Genomic DNA, 22,921 nt, shown 5'->3' with positions numbered 1-22,921 from the left:
AAAAACAGGATGATCCCGCAAATGCATGAACCGCAGGAGAGATAAGCGCTTTCTTCTGAATTCCGGGCAAAATACTATATTGGACACCAGGCAAATTGCCTGAAACAGCAAAAGTCATACACTACAACCTGTCATAATGATTACTTCTGATATGTCCGGATCGGTTTTATTTTTCTGTTGTTTTTTCTTTCTAATGCTGACGGCAGCCGGGGCAAAAGCTTCCGGGGAACAACAGGCAATTATCATTCATAATGTTACCGGTTATACCCTTGTTCCCGGCAGCATTGCTGAAGATTCAAATGAAAAAGCAAAACCGGGGTCGGAAAACAGCCTTAAAGCGGCTGACCCGAACCGGAATGCCTGGCTGCCGGATGCCGCCACCCTCAAACAATTTGAGGCAATTGCCATTCAGGACGGCAGAGTTCTTCTGACCGGCACCAGGAGTGAACTGAATGAAAAATACCCTGATGCCAAACTGATCGACGGCAATGGGCATGCCCTGCTTCCCGGACTAACCGATGCCCACGGCCACATTATGGGGCTGGGCGAAGCCAATTTGAATGTGAATGTCATGGGACTGCAGTCACTGGAAGAGACACTGCAAAAAGTGGAAGCGTATGCACAGGATTATCCCGACCTGCCCTGGATTCGCGGACGCGGATGGAATCAGGTGCTCTGGGATGAGGATCGTTTCCCAACGGCCGAAGTTCTCGACAAGGTGGTTCCGGACCGGCCGGTTTGGCTTACCAGAGTGGATGGTCATGCCGGGTGGGCCAACTCCAAAGCTCTGGAAATAGCGGGTGTTACCAAAGAAACCACGGATCCGGATGGCGGTTCTGTTATACGTGATGACGATGGCGAACCGACTGGTGTCTTCATCGACCGGGCTATGGATCTGATCCGTGACCACATCCCCCCGCCGCGGGAAGCCGAGCGAAAAATGGCTCTGGAGGCTGCTCTCGACAAATTGCGCTCCGAAGGTCTGACCGGTGTGCACGATGCCGGCCTTGGATTTGAGGATGTCAGGCTGATGAAGGAGTTTGCTGACAAGGGCAAACTTACAACAAGAGTGTATGGCATGACTGGTGGTGCCGGCGATGATTTTGACCGCCTGTCCGGCGGAGAGATGGCCCGCCGGGACAAGGACCGGTCCGGACAAAAACCCGTTGCTCATTCGGATACCTGGCCGGAATCCGGCCCGGTTGACGGCTACGCTGATGACCGTTTGTTTCTCCGAAGTGTCAAGCTGTATACCGACGGGGCGCTGGGGAGCCGCGGTGCCGCACTGCTGGATGACTATTCCGATGATCCCGGCAACCGGGGTTTGCTGCTGTTATCCCATGAGGAACTAACAGAAAAAATCAGAAAAATTATCCAGGCAGGATTTCAGCCGGCCGTGCATGCCATTGGCGATGAAGCCAACCGGATGGTCCTCGATGTTTTTGAAAATGCAGCAGAAGAGTCTGGTGTGCAGCAAAATAATTCGGATGCCGGGATTGATGCCCGCCTCAACCGGCCGCGCATTGAACACGCCCAGGTGGTCCATCCCGATGATATTCCGCGGTTTGATGAGCTCGGCGTCATTGCCTCGATGCAGCCGGTACATGCAACCAGTGATATGAACATGGCAGAAGACAGGATTGGCCGGGACCGGATGAAAGGAGCGTACGCCTGGCGGACCATCCTGGAGCAAAATATCATGATCGCATCCGGATCCGACTTTCCGGTCGAACTATCCAATCCCTTTCATGGACTCTATTCAGCGGTAAAACGCCGGGATCATGAGGGAAATCCGGAGGGCGGATGGTACCCGGAACAACGCCTCAGCCGGAAAGAGGCACTGCACAGCTTTACTCTCGGAGCTGCCTATGCCGGTTTTATGGAAGACAGGACCGGATCGCTTGAACCGGGCAAATGGGCCGACTTTATCCTTGTTGACAAGGATTTTTTTGAAATTCCTGAATCTGAAATTCACCGGATTGAAGTGGTGGAAACCTGGCTGGCAGGAGAGAAGGTATATCCATGACCATTGAATATCTGTTATATCAGGTACTGCGGCTTGGCTCTGTTCTGATTGTCGGTTATCTGGCCGGACTGCTTGTGATACATCGCGGAGTGAAAGTCAATTACACCAGAAAACTGTTTCACTTCGCCATTTTTTTCTTTCCGGTACTCTTTGCCCCGGATTTCGATGTGGATGGCAATCCAGTCTCCCTTTCGGTGTCCACGGGTGTGATACTTATGCTGGGACTCGGCCTGTTTCTCAAACCCATACGGGACCGATGGTATTTTGCTTCCGTGTTATTCCGGGCGATTGACAGACCTGAGGACCGCCCCTACACTCTTTTCTGGTTGACAACGCAGGTTATTACCGGCTATATCGTCATCGTCTTCTTCGTCATTGCTTTCGGACACCATGGCATGGGAGAACTGATGATGATTCCCATACTCATTAACGGGATTGGTGACGGTCTTGCCGAACCTGTAGGCGTCCGATACGGCCGTCACAGTTACCCGGTTCCTGCCTTCTTGTCATCCCGAAGGTATCAGAGAACACTGGAAGGAAGCGCCTGTGTATTTATCACTTCCCTGCTGGTCGTGCCGTTTTTTCACGACCATTTTACCGCACAGCAACTGATTACAGCATTAATCGCAATGCCGGTAATCATGACCCTGGCAGAAGCATTTTCTCCCCATACCTGGGATACCCCTTTTATTTTTCTGGCCGGCGGATTTTCACTACTTGCCATCACTCAGTTTATATAAGCATGATGTTACCATTTCAAAACGGGCTGAAAGTGCACAATCCGGCAGTTTTTCGTGCGATCCGGTGATCAGGTATCCGTTGGATTGCATCCGCTCTGCAAATGACTCCAGAGCCGTAAACTGACGCTCCTCAGTGAAGTAGGTAAAGACCAGATTCCGGCAGAATATGATGTCAAAGATGGTATCTGGCATTTTTTTGCTTATATCCAGCTGCCGGAATGTAACAAGCCGCCGGACTTCCGGCCGGACGCGGCAGCCTGCAGCACCTGCCCGTACGTGATCTGATTTATCGATTCCGGCTTCGAATTCAAACCATTTTTGTTTTTCGTTGGCGGTTGCTTCTTTCAGTGATCCGGGACTGTAGAAGGCTGATTCGGCACGGCGCAGCACTTCCGGGTTCCGGTCCGTAGCCAGAATCTGTCCCGGACTTTCAGGTAAATTTCCGGTGCTGTCCTGACCTGCATTTTCCATAAGCATGATTGCGGCACTGTAGGCTTCTTCGCCGTTGCAGCAGCCGGCAGACCAGATTCGCAGCGGCTCCGGCCGGCGGGCTGCCATCAGCTCCGGAAGCACATCATCTCTGAGCTGATCCCATAATTTTCTGTCCCGGAAAAAACGGCTGATGGTAATGTCACAATTCGCATCAAGTCGTTTCCATTCTTCCGGATTCCGCTCCAGGAAGCGAGCATAATCTGCATAGCTGGTGCAGCCGGTATCGGCCATAAGGCTCCGGATTCTCCGGATTACCTGCCTTCTGGGTTTCCGGTATCCGGCCCAGCGATACCCCAGTTTCGGAAGCGCCCACTGCAGAAAACCGACAGCCGTTCCGGGGTATACATCATCAGAGTTGCAGGGTCTTTCTCTTGCCATTTTGTTATTCATAAATCTTCGGTCGCAATCCTGCCGGACGGCATCATCAGCAAGGTATCATCAATAAACAGGAAAATAAAACCGGGTTGCGAAAAGGGGGTGGGTGCGGCGTTTGACCGGCCAGGTGCTCCGTATCTGGAATTCGTGATAGCTAAAGTATTACATGCGGAGGCATGGTGTAATTTTTGTTCATTATCCGGAATCAGGCCTGCATTTTTATTGTTTTAGAATCAGTAGTTTATAAGATAACTTTGCCGGAACGAAGTGCATAAAGTCCCTGGATGCACAAGTCGAGTGCGCAAGTGAGGAAATCATAACCTGAAAAAAATAGGAGTTGTCATGGGTCAGGCAGTGAAAGAAAGGAGTGCCGAATCTTCTGGTCACACATTTGTGCCAAAGCATCAGATTCGTGAAACGTTTTCAAGGGCAATGTCGGACATGTACAAGAAAGAAGTGCCGCTCTACGGGGAGCTGCTCGATATTGTCCGCGACATCAACAGAGAACACCTTGAGGCACATCCGGATCTTGAAGAAGAAGTTGGCAGCCTTGACCGCGTGTCCGAAGAGCGTCACGGGGCTATCCGGCTGGGCAAGCCGGAAGAGCTTGCAACCATGTCGAGGCTGTTTGGCGTGATGGGAATGGTTCCTGTGGGCTATTATGATCTCTCTGTCGCCAACCTGCCCGTACATTCAACCGCGTTTCGTCCGGTCGAAGAAGACGAACTTGCCAAAAATCCCTTCCGGGTATTCACCTCACTGCTCAGAACAGATCTTCTGGATGATGAAACCCGGCAGCAGGCCATCGACTCACTTGCTGACCGCGAAATATTCACACCCGGAGCCATTGAACTCATCAACATCAACGAAAGGCAGGGGGGATTGACGGCCGATCAGGCTGATGCGTTTATCCGGGAGGCACTGGAAACCTTCCGCTGGCACAGTGAGGCGCGCGTGCCGCTGGATCAGTACGAAAAGTTCCTGAAATCAAGCGGACTGGTTGCAGATATCGCATCATTTAAAGGTCCGCATATCAACCACCTGACTCCGAGGGTCCTCGACATTCAGAAACTGCACAGGCGCATGCAGGATATGGGCATCGAGACCATCCCGGAAGTCCAGGGCCCGCCGTCGGGGTGGCCCATTCTGTTGCAGCAGACCTCGTTCCGCGCCCTGGTTGAAAAAACGCATTTCCCTGATGACAAAGGGGGCTATGTGGAAGGCCGGCACCGTGCCCGCTTCGGGGAGATAGAGCAGCGGCACACGGCGCTGAAACCGGAAGGAATGGCCATATACGACCGGCTCATTGCAAAAGCGAAACAGTATGGAAACGACCTGAAGAAAGAAGGGGAGGAAGTATATCGAAAAGAGTACCCCGGAATGCTTGCCGAACTGTTTGAGAAAGAGTTTCCTGCCAAAACGAATGATGAGCTGCGCCGGCAGGATCTTGGCTATTTCGTTTACGAAAAGACGAAAAAAGGGCAGCAGCATCCCGAAGCCATACAGGCCGAGCAAAACGGACAGAGCAACCACCAGCTGATGGAAACATTGATCCGCAAAGGATTGGTTAAAGCCACGCCGGTCACCTATGAAGACTTCCTTCCTGTCAGTGCCGCCGGAATCTTCAAGTCCAACCTCGACGAAAAGAGCGGCTTGATTGAAAGCGGAGAAGCTTCGGACCGGGCGCTGCTTGAAGAAGCACTTGGCGATACGGTGGCAGATTACCATGATTTGTACCGCCGTCAGGAAGAGCAGTCCATCCGCAGTATTCTGTAACCAATTGACAGATGCATAAGCCGCAATTTATTTGTATGTTGGTTTCAAGTTATTAAACATCAATAAAATAGCGGGATTATGATAAGCTCCGGCATTTTCTGGCGTACGGTTATCTCCGGTTTCATAGCCACCTTTGTCATGATGATGATTGCCTTTGTGCAGGGCGGGGTCGGTTTACCGGCAATTGATGTCGGGCATCTGATCAAGGCCAGTTTCAATGAGGTTCATCCCGACGAACCCTATGGAATAATGTGGGGCAATGCTGCTTTCTATATGGGCGGCATTTTGCTGGCATTGATATGGGTTGCTTTTCTTCAGAAACGTATTCCCGGAAACTGGTTTGTGCAAGGCATCATCTACGGAGTCATAATTTCTTTGTTCGCCGGATTGATCTTGTCGCCGCTGGTTGCCCTCGCTGCGGGAGATGCCGTCGGAATTTTCTACTTTGACACCTGGTTTCCCGGTCTGATATTCCTGGCCGGCCTTACCATGCATTTGGGGTACGGAATTGTGCTTCTGCTGTGCCTCAGATATGCGGGCGTAAGCGGACCGGACCCGCACTCATAAAAAATTCCGTTTTTTATAAAATTTTCACGAGATTCCATCCTGAAACAGGACCGGATTGACGGTTCTTTCCGTATCACATTGCATTAATTCCGGTATTGCAAATGGGTGAATCTCCCGTTCGTGAAACTCTCAAAACCAGGCTTGGATTCCTGCTGCTTGCTGCAAGCTGTGCGGTTGGCCTGGGTAATGTGTGGCGGTTCCCATTTATTGCCGGACTCTACGGCGGGGCTTCCTTCGTACTTGTTTACCTGATCTTTCTGGTCATTCTGGGTCTGCCCCTGATGGTCATGGAGCTGTCAGTCGGCCGCGCGGCACGCCAGAATATCGGCAAGGCATTCAAAACCCTTCAGCCCAAAGGAACATACTGGAATATCTACGGGCATATCGGCATCGGCGGCAACTACTTGCTGATGATGTTCTACACGACGGTGACCGGATGGATACTCGCTTATTTTTATTCCAGTCTGAGAGGCGAACTGACCGGCCTGTCATCGGCAGAAACGCAGGAATACTTCAGCGGAATGCTTACCGATCCCATCGGAATGACCTTCTGGATGATCCTGTCGGTAGTCATCGGATTTGTGGTCACCGGTATCGGATTACGCCGGGGCGTCGAGCGTGTATCCAAATTCATGATGCTGTCTCTGCTCTTTCTGATGATTGCCCTGGCCGTTAACGCTATTACACTCGATGGCGCTTCCGAGGGACTGGCATTTTATCTGCTGCCCGATTTCGGACGTATGATGGAACAGGGCGCCGGCGCCGTTATACTTGCAGCCATGGGGCAGGCGTTCTTTACGCTCAGCATCGGAATGGGCGGCATGGCCATATTCGGAAGCTACATCGGAAAAGAACGTTCGCTGCCCGGCGAATCGGTTCGGATTGTCGGGCTGGACGCCTCAGTGGCCATCATGAGCGGACTGATCATCTTTCCAGCCAGCTTTGCGTTCGGTGTAAGTCCGGATGCTGGACCCGGGCTGCTTTTCGTAACTTTGCCTAACATCTTCAACCAGATGGCGGGAGGATACTTCTGGGCCACAGTATTCTTCCTTTTCATGAGCTTTGCTGCTCTGTCTACGGTCATTGCCATTCTTGAAAATATCGTGAGTTACTGGATCGATTTTTGGGGATGGACACGCAGGCGCGCTTCATGGGTCAACTGCATCGCGCTCATCATCCTGTCGATGCCGACCGTGCTCGGTTTCAATGTGCTGTCCGACATTCAGCCGCTGGGCGAAGGCAGCAATATTCTGGAACTCGAGGATATGCTGGTAAGCACCACCATCATCCCCATTGGTGCACTCATTTTTGTGCTGTTTACCACCACCCGGTACGGATGGGGATGGAAAAGGTTCATCGCAGAAGCCAATACCGGAACAGGGCTCAAGTTTCCCCTCGTTGTGCGATTCTATGTCACATGGATTTTGCCGCTCATCATCATTGCAGTTTTGATCAGCGGGTACTGGGAACTTTTAAAATCCTGATATTCTGGCAGTCTGTTTTGTTTGCAGACGAGTAAAATAATTAGCACAAGATACTGTTAATTGGATATTTATACTGAATATCAGTATATTTAGTTGCTGTTTATGCTCTCCCTTTATATCCCTCTGCAGGCCAATTGACTGACACATGATATGCTGCGTATGAATATCATAGTCGAGCTCAGTTCATTTGGTTTGTATTTCGTGAACAAGCCTATACTAATGGAAAAAAATGAAATTATATATGTTTCTTATCCTGACAAGCCTGGTAATGGTTTCTTGCAGTGAAAGCGTTTCTGAGCATAAAGATCATAAAAATAAGCATAAAGATGATCATCTGACGCTCACTGACGAGAATGCAGCAAGCCAGAAATGGTTTGATAACGAAGAGGTCTTTTCAACCAGCAGCGGTTATGTTGAGTTCACAACGGGTTTTTCAGGAACAGTTGCCATTTTTACTGGAAATTCAAAAAATTTGACCGGGTATATCGATCTTCAAAAAAATGAAATTGAACTGGAACTGGATTTAACGACACTAAGAACAGGGATCATCAGAAGAGATTCGGATATTTTTGAGTTATTGAACGCGTTTACGAATCCAATGGTACATTTTAAGGGCACATTTGAACCTGCATTTGATCAGAACAGCAATATGGAGCAAGTGGTAAAGGCCTCAGGAAAATTTACTTTGAATGGGATAGAACGCGATATAACTGCAGATGGATTCCTCAAAAAAATGGTTGCCGGAATTTTACTTGATGCCGGGTTTACCCTGGATATTGTTGAGCATGATATTATTCCACCCCGTATTTATACTTTTGAAATGTTCAAAGACCAGGAAGTTCGGATGCAAGCTGACTTTGCACCAGGGAAGCTTGCACTACTGGAATAATTTATATGGAAGTCGGTTACAAACACGGGCGATGGATCGGCACAGGCTACTGGCAGCGGATGGTATGATCCACCTCAATATACGCTTGCTTTGCTGAGCTCTGCCCGGAAGCGTGGTTCATCATGACGCTCCAGATAATAAGTAAAAATCCCGTCTTCAAGATCCAGCTCCATCATCCAGACATTGGTAGCCGCTTCCGGAATCATTTGCGCTGTCACATCATCAGCCGGAAAATGCTGACGCGTGGCCGAGCCCCGGTCATCCGCATAGCCTCCGTAGCCATGGGAATCATTCTCACCCAGATCCTCTTCGGTTCGCTCATCCCCGAGATGGTCATGAAACAGATGCAGGCCATCATGCCGTTTTTCCAGGACCCACGCCCCGTGCCAGTAATCGCTGTCGCGGTACAGTTCGATGCGGATCATATCCTCATCGCAGAATGACAGGTGAGTGCGTAATTCCGTGGCAACAAGCGGATGGTCCGGATCATCAGGATAGGAGGCCTCGCCAGTAAAGGTCTCACCGCAAAGAGCGGAAAGATTATCGAAGAAAGCGGAATGGACATCTGCTTGCTCGTCGTTGTTGCATCCACTGACTCCTGTCGACAAAACGACAAATATGGAAATAAAAAGTGTGTATTTCATCGGACATTTATTTGGATGTTAAAGGACTATAACAAGATAGTATATAATTTTTCCTGAACAATTGTCATTATTTCAAATGGTCACATGAGTTAATATCAGGGAGGCAGTCGGTTAAGATATATTGATCCATTGGTGTCGGCAAGAGAATAAGTTGGTCAAAATATTTTAAATAGTAAAGTAACTGTAATGTAATTAGCTTTGGCATGTTTCATGCCTTCCGGCTAATCTGGTCCCGGATACGTGCGGGACATCGCGCAATAAACGATATATAACCTTTTCCGGAAGAAACCAGTACCTTAACATATGACCCATCCATATCCTCTGAAAGAAACGCCTTTAGCGAAAGAGGGGCTGATCTGGTTTATTATTGCGACAACGTTAGCAATTGTCAATTGGCTGGCCAGTGTGGGTGCTTATAGCGAACTACCTGGCGGAACCGGAAAATTGTTCCTGTTACATGTGATCTACAGTTATTTTGTTTTTCTTCACATTCTGGCTATGGTCGCGCTTTTTCGGATTACCATCTGGAAACATATCAGGACACTGAGAAATTTGTTTCAGGAGGCAGTCGGTATGTTGTTTGCTTTCATCGGGTTTTCCGGAGCAATGGTTAATCTGCAATGGTTTGGTGAATGGGCACACGGGTTGTTTTTTCCTGCGATTGAATTCGCGTTCAGTTTTTCCGATTCCATCATTCAGCTTTTCGTTCTGTTCGCCGTTATTGCGGCAACAGGAGTTTTTTCCATTTCCTACTACACCATGCGGTTGAATCTCAAGGATAGTTATCGCATTCATGTTGAAAGCGAGCGGCTTAGAAACGAACTTGAAACGGCAAGAGAAATGCAGATGGGTATCATGCCGTCAGAAGCACCAGCAATGTCCGGATTTGATATTGCCGGTTTCTGCATTCCTGCAACAGAGGTTGGCGGTGATTATTTTGACTATATATGGCTGGACGATACCCGGTCAAAACTGGGCCTTGCGATAGCAGATGTCAGCGGAAAAGGAATGAAGGCCGCCATGACCGCTGTCATGCTCAGTGGTATGCTTCATGCCCAATCTGCCCGGGATAAAAAAACAGAGGACATACTGGGCTCTGTGAACTCCCCGATGTGCAGGAAAACAGATCCGGGAATGTTTATCGCAATGCTTTTTGGAATACTGGATTCCCGGAGCGGAACTTTCACTTATACCAATGCAGGACAAATGCCGCCGTTACTTTACAGTAACGGGGAAGTGTGTGAACTTTCCGTGCAGGATGTCCGGCTGCCCGTCGGGGTGAAAGCCGGAGTGAATTACAACTCGGATTCTGTTGCACTGAAATCAGGTGATGTCCTGTTCCTTTATACGGATGGAGTAAATGAAGCTATGAATGAACAGCGTGAACTGTTTGGCTTGGAGCGGCTGAATCAGTCTTTGGCTGAGGCTGTCCGAAAAGAATCATCAAGCGAAGGCCTGGCACATCTGCAGTCAAAAATTGATGAATTTACGTGTGCACAGGCACGTCATGATGATATCACCATGGTAATGATCCGGCGCTCAAAGGACGGGAACGGTGAATACCGGAAGCCGGAACCTCAGAAAAATAACAAGTGAGCCATGATGGTGATGACCGGCAGGGTGATCAGTGTGCGAAGGATAAAAATGAGGATAAGCTCCCACAGGTTAAGCGGAATCTTTGATTTCAGGATGAGCGCGCCGACCTCGGACATGTAAATCAGCTGACTTACCGACAGTGCGGCGATAACAAACCGGGTGAGATCGCTTTCGATGCCGGCTGCAAGCACGGCCGGAATGAACATGTCGGCAAAACCGATCAGCGTGGCCGGAGCCGCGGCATGTGCTTCGGGAATTTGCAGCAGCTGAAGCAGCGGGATCATCGGGTAGGACAGCCACATGAACAGCGGGGTGAATTCCGCCAGAATGAGTGCCGAAATGCCGATCGCGAACACCAGCGGCAGCAGGGAAAAGAAGATATCGGCGACATTCAGCATGGAATTCCGGAGCAGCATGGCGGGTCCCGGCGCCTTTTTGGCACGGGCCATGGCCTTGAACAGCGAATCCATAAAAATATTTGTCTGATACAGCTTCTCCTCGACCAGTTTTTGCCCCACCGGCTCGTAATAGGTGTCCGGTTTGTGACATAGCGGAAGCAGGCGGGGAAGCACTACAGCCGCGATAATTCCCGCAACCACTACCGTGCCGTAATACTGCAGAAACATGTGGTTCAGATCCACGAAATTGATAATCACCAGACTGAAAGCAATGGACACAACGGAAAAGTTTGTGGCAATGACCGCCGATTCTCTCCGGCTGTAATACCCGTTTTGGTACTGCTGCATGGTAATCAGAACACCAACCGTACCCGATCCGAACCAGGATGCCGTAGCATCAATGGCACTGCGGCCGGGAAGATTGAATATCAGCCGGAATGGCTTGCGCACCAGACTGCCGATAAATTCCATGAAACCGTAATCGACAAGAAAGGGAAGGAAAATGGCTGCAAAAAGAAAGAAAGCAAGAAGGACGGTAATGAGCTCATTCAGCATGAGTCCGCCCGTAATATCGGCTGTTATGAACTCCGGTCCGGTCTGCAGGAGAGTCAGTGTCGCAAGAAGCGTACCTGCCAGCCTCATGGCAAGCCAGACCGGTCCGACATGGAACATTTCGTGAAACGGGCCCTGTTCAGCCCAGTCGGGACGTGCTGTTTTCACGAAAACAGTAATCAGACTCGATATCCAGAAAATGATTACCGCAATGGCGGGAAGTGACCTTCCCAGCAGTGACATAAGGAGGTCGGCAAGTATTCCCATGCCGACATTGATCGACCCGTCAAATGTGAATGGAATAAGAAACATGCCAATGCCGACCAGTGACGGCAGCAAAAAAATCAGGAAGTTGCGAGTGGTGAACAGTTCAGAGTCGGGCTCTTTTTGATCACCGGCCGGGTTGGATGTCATAAGAACGATTTCGTGCAGGTGTATTGCGGAATTGCGGAAAGGTATATATTACGGGCTGTCTGGTCAAGAAGGATATCATTGGAAAGAGTGATCACTGACAGTTACAAAAAACAAATCCCGGAAAAATTAGTAATGTGATGCAACATATCGGCCTGCTGCCAAGATTGATTATAGGAATTATATCCGGAATTCTCATCGGACTCTATCTGCCGGAGTGGACGGGACGTATCCTGTACACCTTCACCCATTTGTTCGGAGAGTTTCTGGGGTATATCGTGCCGCTGATTATCATAGGTTTCATTGTGGCGGGAATTGCCGAGCTCGGGGCAAAAGCCGGACGCCTGCTTGCCGGAACGGCCGGACTCGCCTATGTGTCCACCATCCTGGCAGGTATAGCCGCGTTTTTCATCGCTCTCGTTGTCATACCCCAGTTTATTACGCACGGGGCGGCCGGTGATCCGGATGCGGAGGGGCTGGTACCCTTTATCGAAATCAGCACTCCACCGATCATGGGCGTGATGACAGCGCTGGTGACAGCGTTCATATTCGGTCTCGGAATTAACTTCCTGAAGAATGAAAAGCAGCAGACCACCATGTTTCAGTTCGTGGAGGAATTCCGGTCAATCATTGTGCTGGTCATCACAAAAGTGATCATTCCGCTGCTGCCGGTTCATATTGCGGGTATCTTTGCGGATATGGCTGCCACAGGTGAAGCCTTTCAAACGCTTTCGGTGTTTGCACGGGTATTTGTTCTGATCATTCTGATGCATCTCGGCTATCTTGTCATTCAGTTTTCGATTGCAGCCAGCCGTGTCGGCGGAAATCCGCTGAAATCACTCAAAAACATGCTGCCGGCCTACACGACGGCGCTCGGCACCATGTCCAGCGCCGCCACCATCCCGGTGACCCTTCAAAGCGCAAAGTCCAACGGCGTATCGGAGCGCATTGCCGAATTTGTGATCCCGCTTTCGGCAACGATCCATCTTGCGGGTAGCACAATTACCCTTGTTGCCTGCTCGGTTGCTGTTGTGGTGCTCGACGGCGGAACCCCTGATTTTACAAACTTCTTTCCCTATATCATCCTGCTCGGGGTGACCATGATCGCAGCTCCGGGTGTGCCGGGAGGAGCCGTTGTTGCCGCCCTGGGACTGATGTCCTCAATCCTCGGTTTCACCGAAGCACAGCAGGGGCTGATGCTGGCCTTGTACATGGCTCAGGATGGTTTCGGCACCGCCTGCAACGTGACCGGAGACGGGGCCATTTCGCAGCTTATTGATTCGTGGTCCGACAAGCCGGAAGCAGAGCAGCCGGCCCGGGAAGCGTAAAAACGGGCATGTTCTGAAATGCAGGGGCAACCGTATGGCGGAGAATACTAAAAGCGCTTTTTTGTTAATTTAAATGAGCTTTTGAAGACCGTTATGCCGCAAATGAACTTGTTTTTAGATGAAATTTCCTGTACTGTATAGTATGAATATAAAACTGCCATCCGCTTTTGACTAACCGGAGACCAAAAGGTGGATCTGAAATCATCTGTTGACATAAGAGGGCACGCAAGAGGTGGCCAGGGAATGGTTACCGCTTTCGAAATTCTCGCAAAAGTATGCAGCTATCGCTATGATCTGGAGGTGCAGGCATTTCCGTTTTTTGGCGTTGAGCGTACTGGTGCACCCATTCAGGCGTATCTCAGGGTTTCCCCCGAACCGATACAGAACCGCAGTTACATTTATCACCCGGACCTGGTGGTCGTCTTTGATGAAGGGCTGATGGATCAGCAGGCGATTACCGGCGGGATTTCGGAAAACGCGGTCATTCTGATCAACAGTGATCATCCGCCCGAACATTTTAAAATCGCGGGCGCACATGTATGCACGGTGCCCGCCACCCGTATATCCGTGGCCAACCGGCTGGGCAGCAAGTCACTGCCGATTGTCAATGCGGCCATGACCGGTGCCGTTCTGAAAATACTGGGAGCAGATATTGAGCAGGCCGAAGCGATTATTGCACAGGAGGTACCTTCGAAACCGGATGCCAATGTCGAGTCAGCACGTATCGCCTTTGGCCAGGTCGTTATGCCAGGGTCTTTCACAATCGATGATTTTGCGCGGCAGCTGTCCAAAAAAAACGGTGATCCCGCCATTGAAACCAACGGATCGGCAACATCGCTGAAAACAGATTCCCAAAGTCCGGGCCCGGTCGTTCCGCACTGGAACAAACCGATGTCGCTCAACAAAACCGGCAGCTGGCGGGTTATTGCGCCGAAATACACCAGTATCATTCCGCCCTGTTCGAACGACTGTCCGGCCGGGACCGACGTACGAAAATTCCTGGCCCAGGCGTCAGAGGGAAAATTTGAAGATGCTTACCGCACAATCTACTCCCACAATCCATTTCCTGCAATCTGCGGACGCGTATGCCCTCACTTCTGTCAGCAGAACTGCAACCGGATCAATCTCGACGGCGAAGTCAACATTGGTGCCATTGAGCGCTTCATCGGCGATCAGAACCGCTCTTTTTCCCACAAAAAGCTTCCGGTAACGCAAAAAGAAAAAATTGCGGTCATCGGATCGGGTCCTGCCGGGTTGACCGCCGCACTGCGCCTTCGCACTCAGGGGTACGCCGTGACGGTTTTCGAAGCGATGCCGAAAGCCGGCGGGATGATGCGGTCCGGAATACCCCTGTTTCGTCTGCCCGACGATGTACTTGACCGGGAGATCAGAATGATCGAAGAGCAGGGCGTGGAGATTGTACTAAACCGCAAAGTGACCGTTGATGAGCTTGCGCCTGACTATCCGGTAATTATCACGGCTGTCGGCTCCCATGTTGGCACGGATATGAACCTGGGTGACGATGCTGAGGTTATTGATGGCATTGCATTCCTCCGTGAAATCAAATTCAGTCAGAACGGCTTGCCTGTCAGCATACGTCCCAGCGACGAAACTGCCATTGTAGGCGGCGGCAATACGGCCATTGATGTCGCAAGAACAGCACTTCGGCTCGGAGCCAGACCCACGATTTATTACCGTCGTACCCGGAATGAAATGCCGGCGATTGCCCATGAAGTGGAAGAGGCTATTCGCGAAGGAGTTGCTATTGAGTTCCTTACGGCTCCAACCGGATTGAAAAAACGCACCGACGGCCGGCTTGAAATGACGTATCAAAGGATGAAACTGGGTGAACCCGATCAATCCGGAAGGAGGAGACCGGTGCCCGTTGAAGGATCTGAAACCACCGTCGTTATCGATCATATTGTCAAGGCAATAGGACAGCGTTTCGATGGCCATGCCTTTGCCGGCCGGCAGGTTAAACCCGCCCAGGGCAGACTCTTGTTTGATGATGATGACCCCGGCACCGCACTGTTCTGCGCCGGTGATATGGCCTGGGGCGGAACCGTGGCCGAAGCCATAGGAAGCGGCAATGATGCCGCAGATGAAGTTATGGCCTGGTTAGCCGGTCAGAATTGGAAAAAGCAGAAGAACGGCACCCGCATCGCCACCCCGGATGACATCAATTTTGCCTACTACCTGCCGACGCCGGGCAATCCCACACCCGCAGAACGTCCCGAAAACCTGTTCGGTGATTTCCGGGAAGTGGCACGCGGACTCTCAAAAGAAACTGCGGTTGCGGAAGCCGGCCGCTGCCTGCACTGTGGCGACTGTTTCAACTGCGGCAACTGCCTGAATTACTGTCCCGACGCCGCCATCTTCATCGATGAAGAGAACCGGCTCCGGATAGATTACGACTACTGCAAGGGATGCGGCATTTGTATTCGGGAATGCCCGTGTTCCGCTATTGACTATGACCTTACTTCAGAGGGAGGCTGATGATTATGTCACAGCTTGAAGCGATTGAGAAACAGAGAAAAACGGGGCCGGGTCCTGCATCCCGGCATGTGAAAAAAGTGCTGAAAGGCAATGCCGCCGCCGCGCTTGCCGCCAGGCTTTGCCGTGTCAGTTTCGTGACGGCGTATCCGATAACACCGCAAACCTCTATCATCGAGGAGATCAACGCCATGATCGCCCGCAAGGAGTTCGATGCCACCTGTGTCAACATGGAGAGCGAACATTCCGTTTTTGCTGCTTTGAAGGGCGCTTCACTGGTTGGAGAGAGGGTTTTTACCGCCACAAGCGGACAAGGCCTGCTCTATGCTCATGAAGTGCTCCACGCCATCGCTCATATGCGGCTTCCCATCGTTGCCTGCAATGTGGGGCGGCCATCCTATCCGTGGAATATCTGGGCCGATCAGACCGACTCCATTTCCCAAAGAGATACCGGCTGGATTCAATTTTACTGCGAAAGCGCCCAGGAAGTGCTCGATACCATCATCCAGTCATACAAAATTGCCGAAAGCAGCAATATGCCGGTGATGGTCGTTCTGGATGCATTCTATCTGAGCCACACAAGCGAAAACGTCTATGTGCCGGAACAGCAGCTGGTAGATGATTTTTGTCCGCATGAGCGAAGGACCAGCGACCGCGTTGATCCGAAAGATCCCAAATCTTTTGGGGGGCTGGTTGACCCGTCCAAATATGATACCTACAACCGTGCGCACTGGGAAGAGATGTGCCGGATTGAGGAGCAAACCGATGCCGTCGGGCGGGAATTTGAGCAATTTTTCGGCCGGAATTACGGAGCTGTGGAGGCAGTGAATATCGGGCCTCAGACCAAAACCGTTCTGGTCACCATGTCTTCGATCACTACAACGGCAAGACAGGTCATTGCAGACCATGAGGATACGGGCCTGCTTAAAATCCGCCTTTTCAAGCCGTTCCCCAAAGACTCGGTGCGAAAAGCGCTGGACCGGACAGCCAAAGACTGCAATGTGGTGGCCGTTGACCGGAATTATACGGCCGACCGCGAAGGGGCGTTGCTGCAGCAGCTCAGGCAGACCATGTGCAAGACGGACAGGAAACTGTTCGGCGTGTATGCCGGATTGGGCGGGCGAGATGTTTCACCGCAGACCATCCGGAACATTCTCGATATCGACTACTCCTCACCGGACACCGAAGAAATTAACTGGATACAATGATGTGAACATAACCGGGCTATCGCCGGGTCACACAGGCTCATGATTAAACACGGTCATGGTATTACATCGGACGATATAAATCCAAACATTTAAACACATGAAACCCGATACCGATTTTATCATAACCGGGGAACAGGTCAGCAAAGGAGCGCTGAGCTGCCGCGGGTGCGGATGGTCGCTGCTGGCCAGATATGTCTCCAATGTGATGGGTCCGGAAACGGTGTATGTGGTTCCGGCGTGCTGTTTTTCCATAATTGCCGGGCCCAGCCCGATGAATCTGATGAACGGTACGGTAGTGCATACCCTGTTTGCCGCAGCTGCTGCTACAGCAACGGGGGTGCGGCATGCACTGGACCGTCAGGGCAAGCAGGAAACCAATGTTGTAGTGCTTGCCGGAGACGGAGGCACATTCGATATCGGGCTGCAGGCATTATCCGGTGCGGCATCCCGGGAGGAAAATATTCTGTTCATTTGCAATAACAACGGGGCCTACATGAATACCGGAGTTCAGAGCAGCGCCGGAACCCCCTCCGGCGTGCGGACCACCACCGATCCGTCCGGCAAGGCCACACCGGCTAAAAATGTTATGGAAATTATTGAGGCGCATAACATACCCTATTTTGCAACAGCCTCGCCCGCCTTTCTCAGAGATCTTCAGCGCAAGCTGGAAAAAGCGAAAGAAGCCCGGGGGTTCCGTTTTCTGATGGTGGACGGGCCCTGTCCGCCCGGACACAAGCACGAACCTGCCATATCCATCGAACTTGCCAGGATTGCTGTCGAGACCCGCTTTTTCCCGCTTTTTGAATCCGCGAACGGCGGTATAGAAATCAACTATTTTCCGCAAAAGAACCTGCCTGTGGATGATTACCTCAAGAGACAGGGACGTTTTGCCCATCTGTACAGTGACGGTTCGGAAAGCCGGGCGCCGGCATCCGGCCAGGATTCAGGGGCACATGCCAACGGGAATCAGACCAGGGAGACATCCGGAAAAAATCAGGAGATGCTCAACGCCATCCAGATGCAGGTAGATCAGCAGTGGGAAAAACTGATGGGCAAGCAAACTGTATCTAAAGTGTGATAGTCCGTTCCGGCTGAAGCATCGATTTCTTATCTTGGCCTCTTCTTTGATTCATCACTGAGACGTGATGATTCTGCAACCAAAACTTATTGTCATTTTTAGCTGACGTACCCCATGCATTCATATTACACTCTGTTTTTAACCTTTTTTTTGAGCAGCTGGCTGTTGATCTCCTGCGCTGAGCCGGCGCTGATGCTGACCGAATATGATGACGATGAGCTTCTTGAGTTCACAGTAAGCGATGATACCTATTATTTCCGGACGGGAGCGGGTATCTACGAACTTCAGTTCTATTCTCAGGAAATTCTGGAAGTGGGTTTTCTGCCTTCCGGATCTGAATCGGAAATGGCGGCGATCAGAAAGATGGAGGAGGAAGTCGGTACGGACGGGGATGACGATGCTTCTGATGATCCGGCCGAGCCACCGGAGAAACAGGAAAAAATCCGCTATCAGTCACATGCGGTCGTAATGGAACCGCGGCATCCTGCTGTGCAGGTCGAGCAGGATGATGAGCGCATCCAGCTGCATACCAGCGGGGTGAGCGTGATTTACCACATCCCCGATGCCCGCTTTTCGTTCTATTATGACGGTGACAGGATTCTGCAGGAACACGACGGCTTTGTGCAAAATGAAGATGACGACGGATACCGCGTGGACTTCCGCATTTCCGAAACCGAGATGCTTATGGGCGGCGGGTCCCGCGCGCTGGGTATGGACCGGCGGGGACACAGACTCGAACTCTACAACCGCGCGCACTTCGGTTACGAAACCCGGTCGGAGCTGATCAACTACACCCTGCCCATGGTGCTCTCATCCGGTATGTATGCCGTTCATTTCGACAATCCCACAACAGGTTATCTTGATCTGGACAGTCAGAACGACGGAACCCTGGGATTTGAAGCGCACTCCGGCCGCCAGGTCTATCAAATCATTGCCGGTGACCGGTGGGAAAAGATCATCGAAAATTACACCGAATTGACCGGCCACCAGCCGCTGCCGCCACGGTGGACTTTCGGCAGCTTTGCAAGCCGGTTCGGATACCGCTCGCAGGAGGAGGTGAAAGAGACGGCTGCCAGATATCATGAAGAAGAAATTCCGCTTGATGCGATTATTCTGGATCTGTACTGGTTTGGCCAGGAAATGAAGGGTACGATGGGAAATCTTGCATTTGAAGAAGAGACCTTCCCCGAGCCGGCCCAAATGGTGAGTGAGCTCGAAGAGGCCGGTGTCAGGACGGTTCTGATCACCGAACCTTTCGTACTGACGACCTCAGACAGGTGGGATGAAGTCGTCGAAGAAGAAGTCCTAGCCCTGGACACCCTTGGCAACCCGGCTGTTTACGACTTCTTTTTCGGTGAGACCGGACTCATCGACGTGTTCAAGCCCGAAGGTGAACAGTGGTTCTGGAATATCTATCAGGAATTGAAGGAGAACTATGGTATTCACGGATGGTGGGGTGACCTTGGCGAGCCGGAAGTCCACCCCGACTGGGTGCGTCATCACGGCGGCACGGCCAGGGATGTGCACAATATCTACGGACACCAGTGGGGAAAGCTGATCCACCAAGGCTATGAGCGGCACTATCCTGACAAACGTCCGTTTATTCTGATGCGGGCCGGGTATTCCGGTTCTCAGCGCATCGGCATGATTCCATGGACCGGTGACGTCAGCCGGACGTGGGGCGGGCTGAAGCCGCAGCCCGAGATTTCATTGCAAATGGGCCTGCAGGGCATCGCGTATCTGCACTCCGATCTGGGAGGGTTTGCCGGTGACGTGGTGGATGATGAGCTGTATGTCCGGTGGATGCAGTATGGTGTGTTTCAGCCCGTGTACCGTCCGCACGCGCAGGATGAGATACCCTCCGAGCCGGTTTTCCGGAGTGAGGAAGCGATGAAGCTGTCAAAACAAGCTATTGAGCTGCGTTACCGGCTGCTTCCGTACATTTACACTGCGGCATTTCAGAATACACAAACAGGTATTCCGTTCATGCGTCCGCTCTTTTTTGAGGAGCCGGATAACCATGCCATTTACCGGGTCTCCGGAACCTACCTCTTCGGTGATGATATTCTCACAGCTCCGGTGCTGCGCCAGGGCAAAAAAGAGGTGCCCGCATACATGCCCGATACGGGGAACTGGATCGATTTTTACACTGGCGAGTGCTACGAGGGCGGCCAGCGGCATTGGATACCGGCAAAAGAAGACCGGATTCCGACGTTTGTCAGGGGCGGGGCAGTCATTCCGCTGGCGGACCTGGTGCAATCCACGGAAGATTACAGCGTGGAACATCTCACCCTGAAATACTTTTTCGATGCAGGTGCCTCCGGGTATGAGACCAGAATCTATCACGATGACGGTCTGACCAGGGATGCATTTGGTCGTGATATGTATGAGAAGCTGCTGATTGGCGTTGAGCCGGAGGCCGGGGATGATGACACCGGCCGGCAGGTGACCATAACATTTGAAACCGAAACCGGCGATGCGTTTTCTGATGAAGACGGGTTTTCAGAAATATCGCTGCATGCGTCCAATTTTCCGGCGAATCCGGATAGCGTCGTACTGAACGGAGAGGAGACAGGTTTTTCCTATGATCCGGAGAGCAAAATACTGGAAGTCAGCACATTCCTGCTTGAGTCGGGTCGGAATGTGCTGACATTGAAATTTTAACCGGAAGGGCAGGACTGCCCAACGGCCGGGATTACTCGCCGGACTCTTCCTGCTTAAGGTACCGGTTCATCCAGTCGATCTGCCGCTCCACCATATCGATCCGGAATTTCGGTTCCCGGATTCCGTGAGGTTGACGGGGGTAGGTTACCATTTGCGTCTCTATATCCAGGCGTTTGAGTGCGTTGTAGAGTTCAAAGCCTTGCGTCGGCGGGACACGGACGTCTTCCTCCGGATGAAGAATAAGCGTTGGTGTGCTTATATTTTCGACGTTGAAAATGGCCGAATGCTTTTTGAAGCGATCATAGTTTTCCCAAAACTCCGCTTCGAAATAGTCTGGCAGGAAACCGGGGATGTCGGCGGTGCCGGTCATGCTGATCAGATTTGTGACGCCCGCACCCACGATGGACGCCTGAAACCGGTCGGTCCTGGTAATCGCAAATGAAGCCATATATCCGCCATAGGACCATCCCATTATTCCCTGACGCTCCTCATCCACCATTCCGCGTTCCACCAGGTAGTCAATTCCGGCCTTCATGTCCTCAAGATCGCCGTATCCCCAGTCAGAAACATTGGCAAACCGGAATTCCCTGCCGTATCCGCCCGAACCGCGAAAATTGGGCCTGAGCACAAAATAGCCCTCTGCGGCAAACTGCTGAAGCGGGGCAAATGATGAAGCAAGGTAGCTTTCGCCATACACTCCGGTCGGGCCGCCATGCACATCCAGAATAACCGGATAGGTTTTACCTTCTTCGTAATCAAGGGGATAAATAAGCGGAGATTCAATCTCCAGTCCGTCAAACGACTCCCAGATGATGACTTCAGCACGGGCAAGTTCGGTGAGTTCAAATCCCTCGTTGATATCGGTCAGCCGGTCAGGCTGAAAATCACTTTCATCAGATACAATCACATCCGGTGACTTGTGAAAATCCTGATGGATGGCGGCAAGGCGGGTGCCGTCTGCGTTCAGCGACAATCCGGTGAACCGACCGTCGCCCCGGGTGATCTGGCGGTATTCACCGCCGTCAACAGGCATGGCAAACAGATCGATGGAGGTCCGGTGCAGCTCTGTGTAGTAAATGGACTCACCATCAGGTGCCCATTCCATCAGCCTGGCCTCATCATCAAATGTTTCACCGAGCTGACGGTAGGAGCCGTCCTCCAGATCCATCACAAAAATGTAGTAGTGACCGGGCCAGCGGGGATCACCGTTATCCGAGGTGAATGCCAGATAGTTGCCGTCCGGTGAGTAAAGCGGCGTTGTGTCACTGCCGCCCAGATCGATGATTTTTTCCACCGCCCCGCTGTCGGACGGCACCGTTGAGATGCTGGTTTCGGGCCAGTACTGGGTGCCCGGGCGGGGCTGATGGTCGAAGACAATGGTTTCATCATCGGGAGACCAGTCAAAATGTCCGACATGAAATTCGCCTTCTGTGAGACGGCGGATGTCTGCCGAAGCTTCCTTCTCCGGTTCAACTTCAAAAACATAGATGTGAGCATATCTGAGGTCTTCATCGACAACATTGACGTCCCGGCGCTCACGGCGGCGCTGCTCTTCCTCGTCCGTCGGCGGATCGGTCATGGAGAAAGCGATGTGGCTGCCGCTGTTGGACCATCGGTAGCTGCTTACACTGCCATCCGCCTCTGTGACCTGCCAGGCCTCGCCGCCTTTGGGGTCAATCATCCATATTTGATTGCCGTCATCATTGCGTCCGGATGTAAAACTCAGATAACGACCGTCCGGAGACCACTGGGGGTTGGATGCAGAGTGATCTCCCCGGGTGAGCTGGTACTGGCGGGACCCGTCAGAGCGGACCATATGAATGTGCGTCAGATAATCACTTTTGTCTCCTTCCGTACGCGCTTCTGATACGGTAAAGGCAATCCATTCGCCATCGGGTGAAATTTCAGTGCTTCCGGCGTTCCGAAAGTTCTCGACGATATACTCCGGAGACCAGTGCTCATCGTTGCCGTTTTTATTTTCATGATCATCACTCGTGGATGGCTCGCTTGCGGCAATAGAACTGCTGCCGCATCCCGTAAGAACGAAAAAAGACAGTGTAAATAACAGAACCTGTTTGTTCATGCTGAATTGTATTTGGTGATAGTTGGATGGGAAATGTTTGCAATACCTGGTGCAGCAAGGCTGTCCCGGTGCAATAATCAGGGCTTATAAGTCACACAGGGTAAAGGATAAACAGGA

General features: G+C 51.6%; 16 protein-coding genes. 12 read left to right on the top strand and 4 right to left on the bottom strand.

What is annotated here, in order from left to right:
• The first annotated feature begins 193 nt into the window (after positions 1-193).
• Together NATSA_RS01895 and NATSA_RS01890 are read left to right on the top strand one after the other, a co-directional pair.
• Positions 194-2,026 carry an amidohydrolase gene (locus NATSA_RS01895; protein WP_210509893.1) on the top strand — a complete coding sequence of 611 codons (1,833 nt, stop codon included), beginning with the start codon at positions 194-196 and terminating at the stop codon, positions 2,024-2,026.
• Positions 2,023-2,766, top strand: coding sequence for a diacylglycerol/polyprenol kinase family protein (locus NATSA_RS01890; RefSeq protein ID WP_210509891.1), 744 nt, complete (start codon positions 2,023-2,025; stop codon positions 2,764-2,766). The genes NATSA_RS01895 and NATSA_RS01890 overlap by 4 nt, the downstream gene beginning before the upstream one ends.
• Here the strand turns inward: NATSA_RS01890 and NATSA_RS01885 are convergent.
• A complete protein-coding gene (locus NATSA_RS01885) occupies positions 2,740-3,648 on the bottom strand; it encodes a CheR family methyltransferase (RefSeq protein WP_210509887.1) in 909 nt (302 codons plus the stop codon). The genes NATSA_RS01890 and NATSA_RS01885 overlap by 27 nt on opposite strands.
• Positions 3,649-3,975: 327 nt before the next feature.
• Between NATSA_RS01885 and hglS the strand changes: the two genes are divergently transcribed.
• The 4 genes from hglS (at position 3,976) to NATSA_RS01865 (ending at position 8,349) form a co-directional block, all read left to right on the top strand.
• Positions 3,976-5,409 carry a 2-oxoadipate dioxygenase/decarboxylase HglS gene (hglS, locus tag NATSA_RS01880; RefSeq protein WP_210509885.1) on the top strand — a complete coding sequence of 478 codons (1,434 nt, stop codon included), beginning with the start codon at positions 3,976-3,978 and terminating at the stop codon, positions 5,407-5,409.
• Positions 5,410-5,487: 78 nt separating this feature from the next.
• Entirely contained in the window at positions 5,488-5,976 is a 489-nt protein-coding gene (locus NATSA_RS01875) for a hypothetical protein (protein ID WP_210509880.1), read from the top strand.
• Positions 5,977-6,077: 101 nt separating this feature from the next.
• On the top strand, positions 6,078-7,460 hold the full coding sequence (locus NATSA_RS01870; protein ID WP_210509877.1) for a sodium-dependent transporter: 1,383 nt from the start codon (positions 6,078-6,080) through the stop codon (positions 7,458-7,460).
• Between the two features lie 241 nt (positions 7,461-7,701).
• Positions 7,702-8,349: a YceI family protein gene (locus NATSA_RS01865; RefSeq protein WP_210509874.1), complete on the top strand. Its 648-nt coding sequence runs from the start codon at positions 7,702-7,704 to the stop codon at positions 8,347-8,349.
• A 74-nt stretch (positions 8,350-8,423) separates the two neighbouring features.
• Here the strand turns inward: NATSA_RS01865 and NATSA_RS01860 are convergent, their stop codons facing one another.
• Positions 8,424-8,993 carry a hypothetical protein gene (locus NATSA_RS01860; protein ID WP_210509871.1) on the bottom strand — a complete coding sequence of 190 codons (570 nt, stop codon included), beginning with the start codon at positions 8,991-8,993 and terminating at the stop codon, positions 8,424-8,426.
• 303 nt (positions 8,994-9,296) lie between these two features.
• Between NATSA_RS01860 and NATSA_RS01855 the strand changes: the two genes are divergently transcribed.
• The gene (locus NATSA_RS01855; RefSeq protein WP_210509868.1) at positions 9,297-10,589 is read left to right on the top strand and encodes a PP2C family protein-serine/threonine phosphatase; all 1,293 of its coding nucleotides are present in this window, start codon (positions 9,297-9,299) and stop codon (positions 10,587-10,589) included.
• Here the strand turns inward: NATSA_RS01855 and NATSA_RS01850 are convergent.
• On the bottom strand, positions 10,571-11,953 hold the full coding sequence (locus NATSA_RS01850; protein WP_210509865.1) for a YjiH family protein: 1,383 nt from the start codon (positions 11,951-11,953) through the stop codon (positions 10,571-10,573). The genes NATSA_RS01855 and NATSA_RS01850 overlap by 19 nt on opposite strands.
• Before the next feature lie 137 nt (positions 11,954-12,090).
• Here NATSA_RS01850 and NATSA_RS01845 point away from each other — a divergent pair, with 137 nt between their 5' ends.
• From NATSA_RS01845 to NATSA_RS01825, 5 genes are all read left to right on the top strand, one after another.
• Positions 12,091-13,278: a dicarboxylate/amino acid:cation symporter gene (locus tag NATSA_RS01845; protein ID WP_210509862.1), complete on the top strand. Its 1,188-nt coding sequence runs from the start codon at positions 12,091-12,093 to the stop codon at positions 13,276-13,278.
• A gap of 189 nt (positions 13,279-13,467) precedes the next feature.
• Entirely contained in the window at positions 13,468-15,774 is a 2,307-nt protein-coding gene (locus NATSA_RS01840; protein ID WP_210509858.1) for a 2-oxoacid:acceptor oxidoreductase family protein, read from the top strand.
• A 5-nt stretch (positions 15,775-15,779) separates the two neighbouring features.
• Positions 15,780-16,979, top strand: coding sequence for a hypothetical protein (gene porA, locus NATSA_RS01835; RefSeq protein ID WP_210509855.1), 1,200 nt, complete (start codon positions 15,780-15,782; stop codon positions 16,977-16,979).
• A 97-nt stretch (positions 16,980-17,076) separates the two neighbouring features.
• A complete protein-coding gene (locus NATSA_RS01830) occupies positions 17,077-18,057 on the top strand; it encodes a thiamine pyrophosphate-dependent enzyme (RefSeq protein ID WP_210509852.1) in 981 nt (326 codons plus the stop codon).
• A gap of 150 nt (positions 18,058-18,207) precedes the next feature.
• Positions 18,208-20,721, top strand: a complete 2,514-nt coding sequence (locus tag NATSA_RS01825; protein WP_210509849.1) for a TIM-barrel domain-containing protein — start codon at positions 18,208-18,210, stop codon at positions 20,719-20,721.
• 31 nt (positions 20,722-20,752) lie between these two features.
• On the opposite strand, the gene NATSA_RS01820 is transcribed toward NATSA_RS01825, so the two are convergent.
• A complete protein-coding gene (locus tag NATSA_RS01820; RefSeq protein ID WP_210509845.1) occupies positions 20,753-22,804 on the bottom strand; it encodes a S9 family peptidase in 2,052 nt (683 codons plus the stop codon).
• Between the last annotated feature and the right edge of the window lie 117 nt (positions 22,805-22,921).

Source organism: Natronogracilivirga saccharolytica (assembly GCF_017921895.1).
In the GTDB taxonomy this organism is placed as follows: Bacteria; Bacteroidota; Rhodothermia; order Balneolales; family Natronogracilivirgulaceae; genus Natronogracilivirga; species Natronogracilivirga saccharolytica.
This window is presented reverse-complemented; position numbering and strand designations above follow the sequence as displayed.

What these genes read in the sequence shown, in the direction of transcription:
- NATSA_RS01895 (WP_210509893.1), top strand. Translation starts at nt 194, where the DNA reads ATGCTGACGGCAGCCGGGGCAAAAGCTTCCGGGGAACAACAGGCAATT.
- NATSA_RS01890 (WP_210509891.1), top strand. Translation starts at nt 2,023, where the DNA reads ATGACCATTGAATATCTGTTATATCAGGTACTGCGGCTTGGCTCTGTT.
- NATSA_RS01885 (WP_210509887.1), bottom strand. Translation starts at nt 3,648, where the DNA reads ATGAATAACAAAATGGCAAGAGAAAGACCCTGCAACTCTGATGATGTA.
- hglS (WP_210509885.1), top strand. Translation starts at nt 3,976, where the DNA reads ATGGGTCAGGCAGTGAAAGAAAGGAGTGCCGAATCTTCTGGTCACACA.
- NATSA_RS01875 (WP_210509880.1), top strand. Translation starts at nt 5,488, where the DNA reads ATGATAAGCTCCGGCATTTTCTGGCGTACGGTTATCTCCGGTTTCATA.
- NATSA_RS01870 (WP_210509877.1), top strand. Translation starts at nt 6,078, where the DNA reads ATGGGTGAATCTCCCGTTCGTGAAACTCTCAAAACCAGGCTTGGATTC.
- NATSA_RS01865 (WP_210509874.1), top strand. Translation starts at nt 7,702, where the DNA reads ATGTTTCTTATCCTGACAAGCCTGGTAATGGTTTCTTGCAGTGAAAGC.
- NATSA_RS01860 (WP_210509871.1), bottom strand. Translation starts at nt 8,993, where the DNA reads ATGAAATACACACTTTTTATTTCCATATTTGTCGTTTTGTCGACAGGA.
- NATSA_RS01855 (WP_210509868.1), top strand. Translation starts at nt 9,297, where the DNA reads ATGACCCATCCATATCCTCTGAAAGAAACGCCTTTAGCGAAAGAGGGG.
- NATSA_RS01850 (WP_210509865.1), bottom strand. Translation starts at nt 11,953, where the DNA reads ATGACATCCAACCCGGCCGGTGATCAAAAAGAGCCCGACTCTGAACTG.
- NATSA_RS01845 (WP_210509862.1), top strand. Translation starts at nt 12,091, where the DNA reads ATGCAACATATCGGCCTGCTGCCAAGATTGATTATAGGAATTATATCC.
- porA (WP_210509855.1), top strand. Translation starts at nt 15,780, where the DNA reads ATGTCACAGCTTGAAGCGATTGAGAAACAGAGAAAAACGGGGCCGGGT.
- NATSA_RS01830 (WP_210509852.1), top strand. Translation starts at nt 17,077, where the DNA reads ATGAAACCCGATACCGATTTTATCATAACCGGGGAACAGGTCAGCAAA.
- NATSA_RS01820 (WP_210509845.1), bottom strand. Translation starts at nt 22,804, where the DNA reads ATGAACAAACAGGTTCTGTTATTTACACTGTCTTTTTTCGTTCTTACG.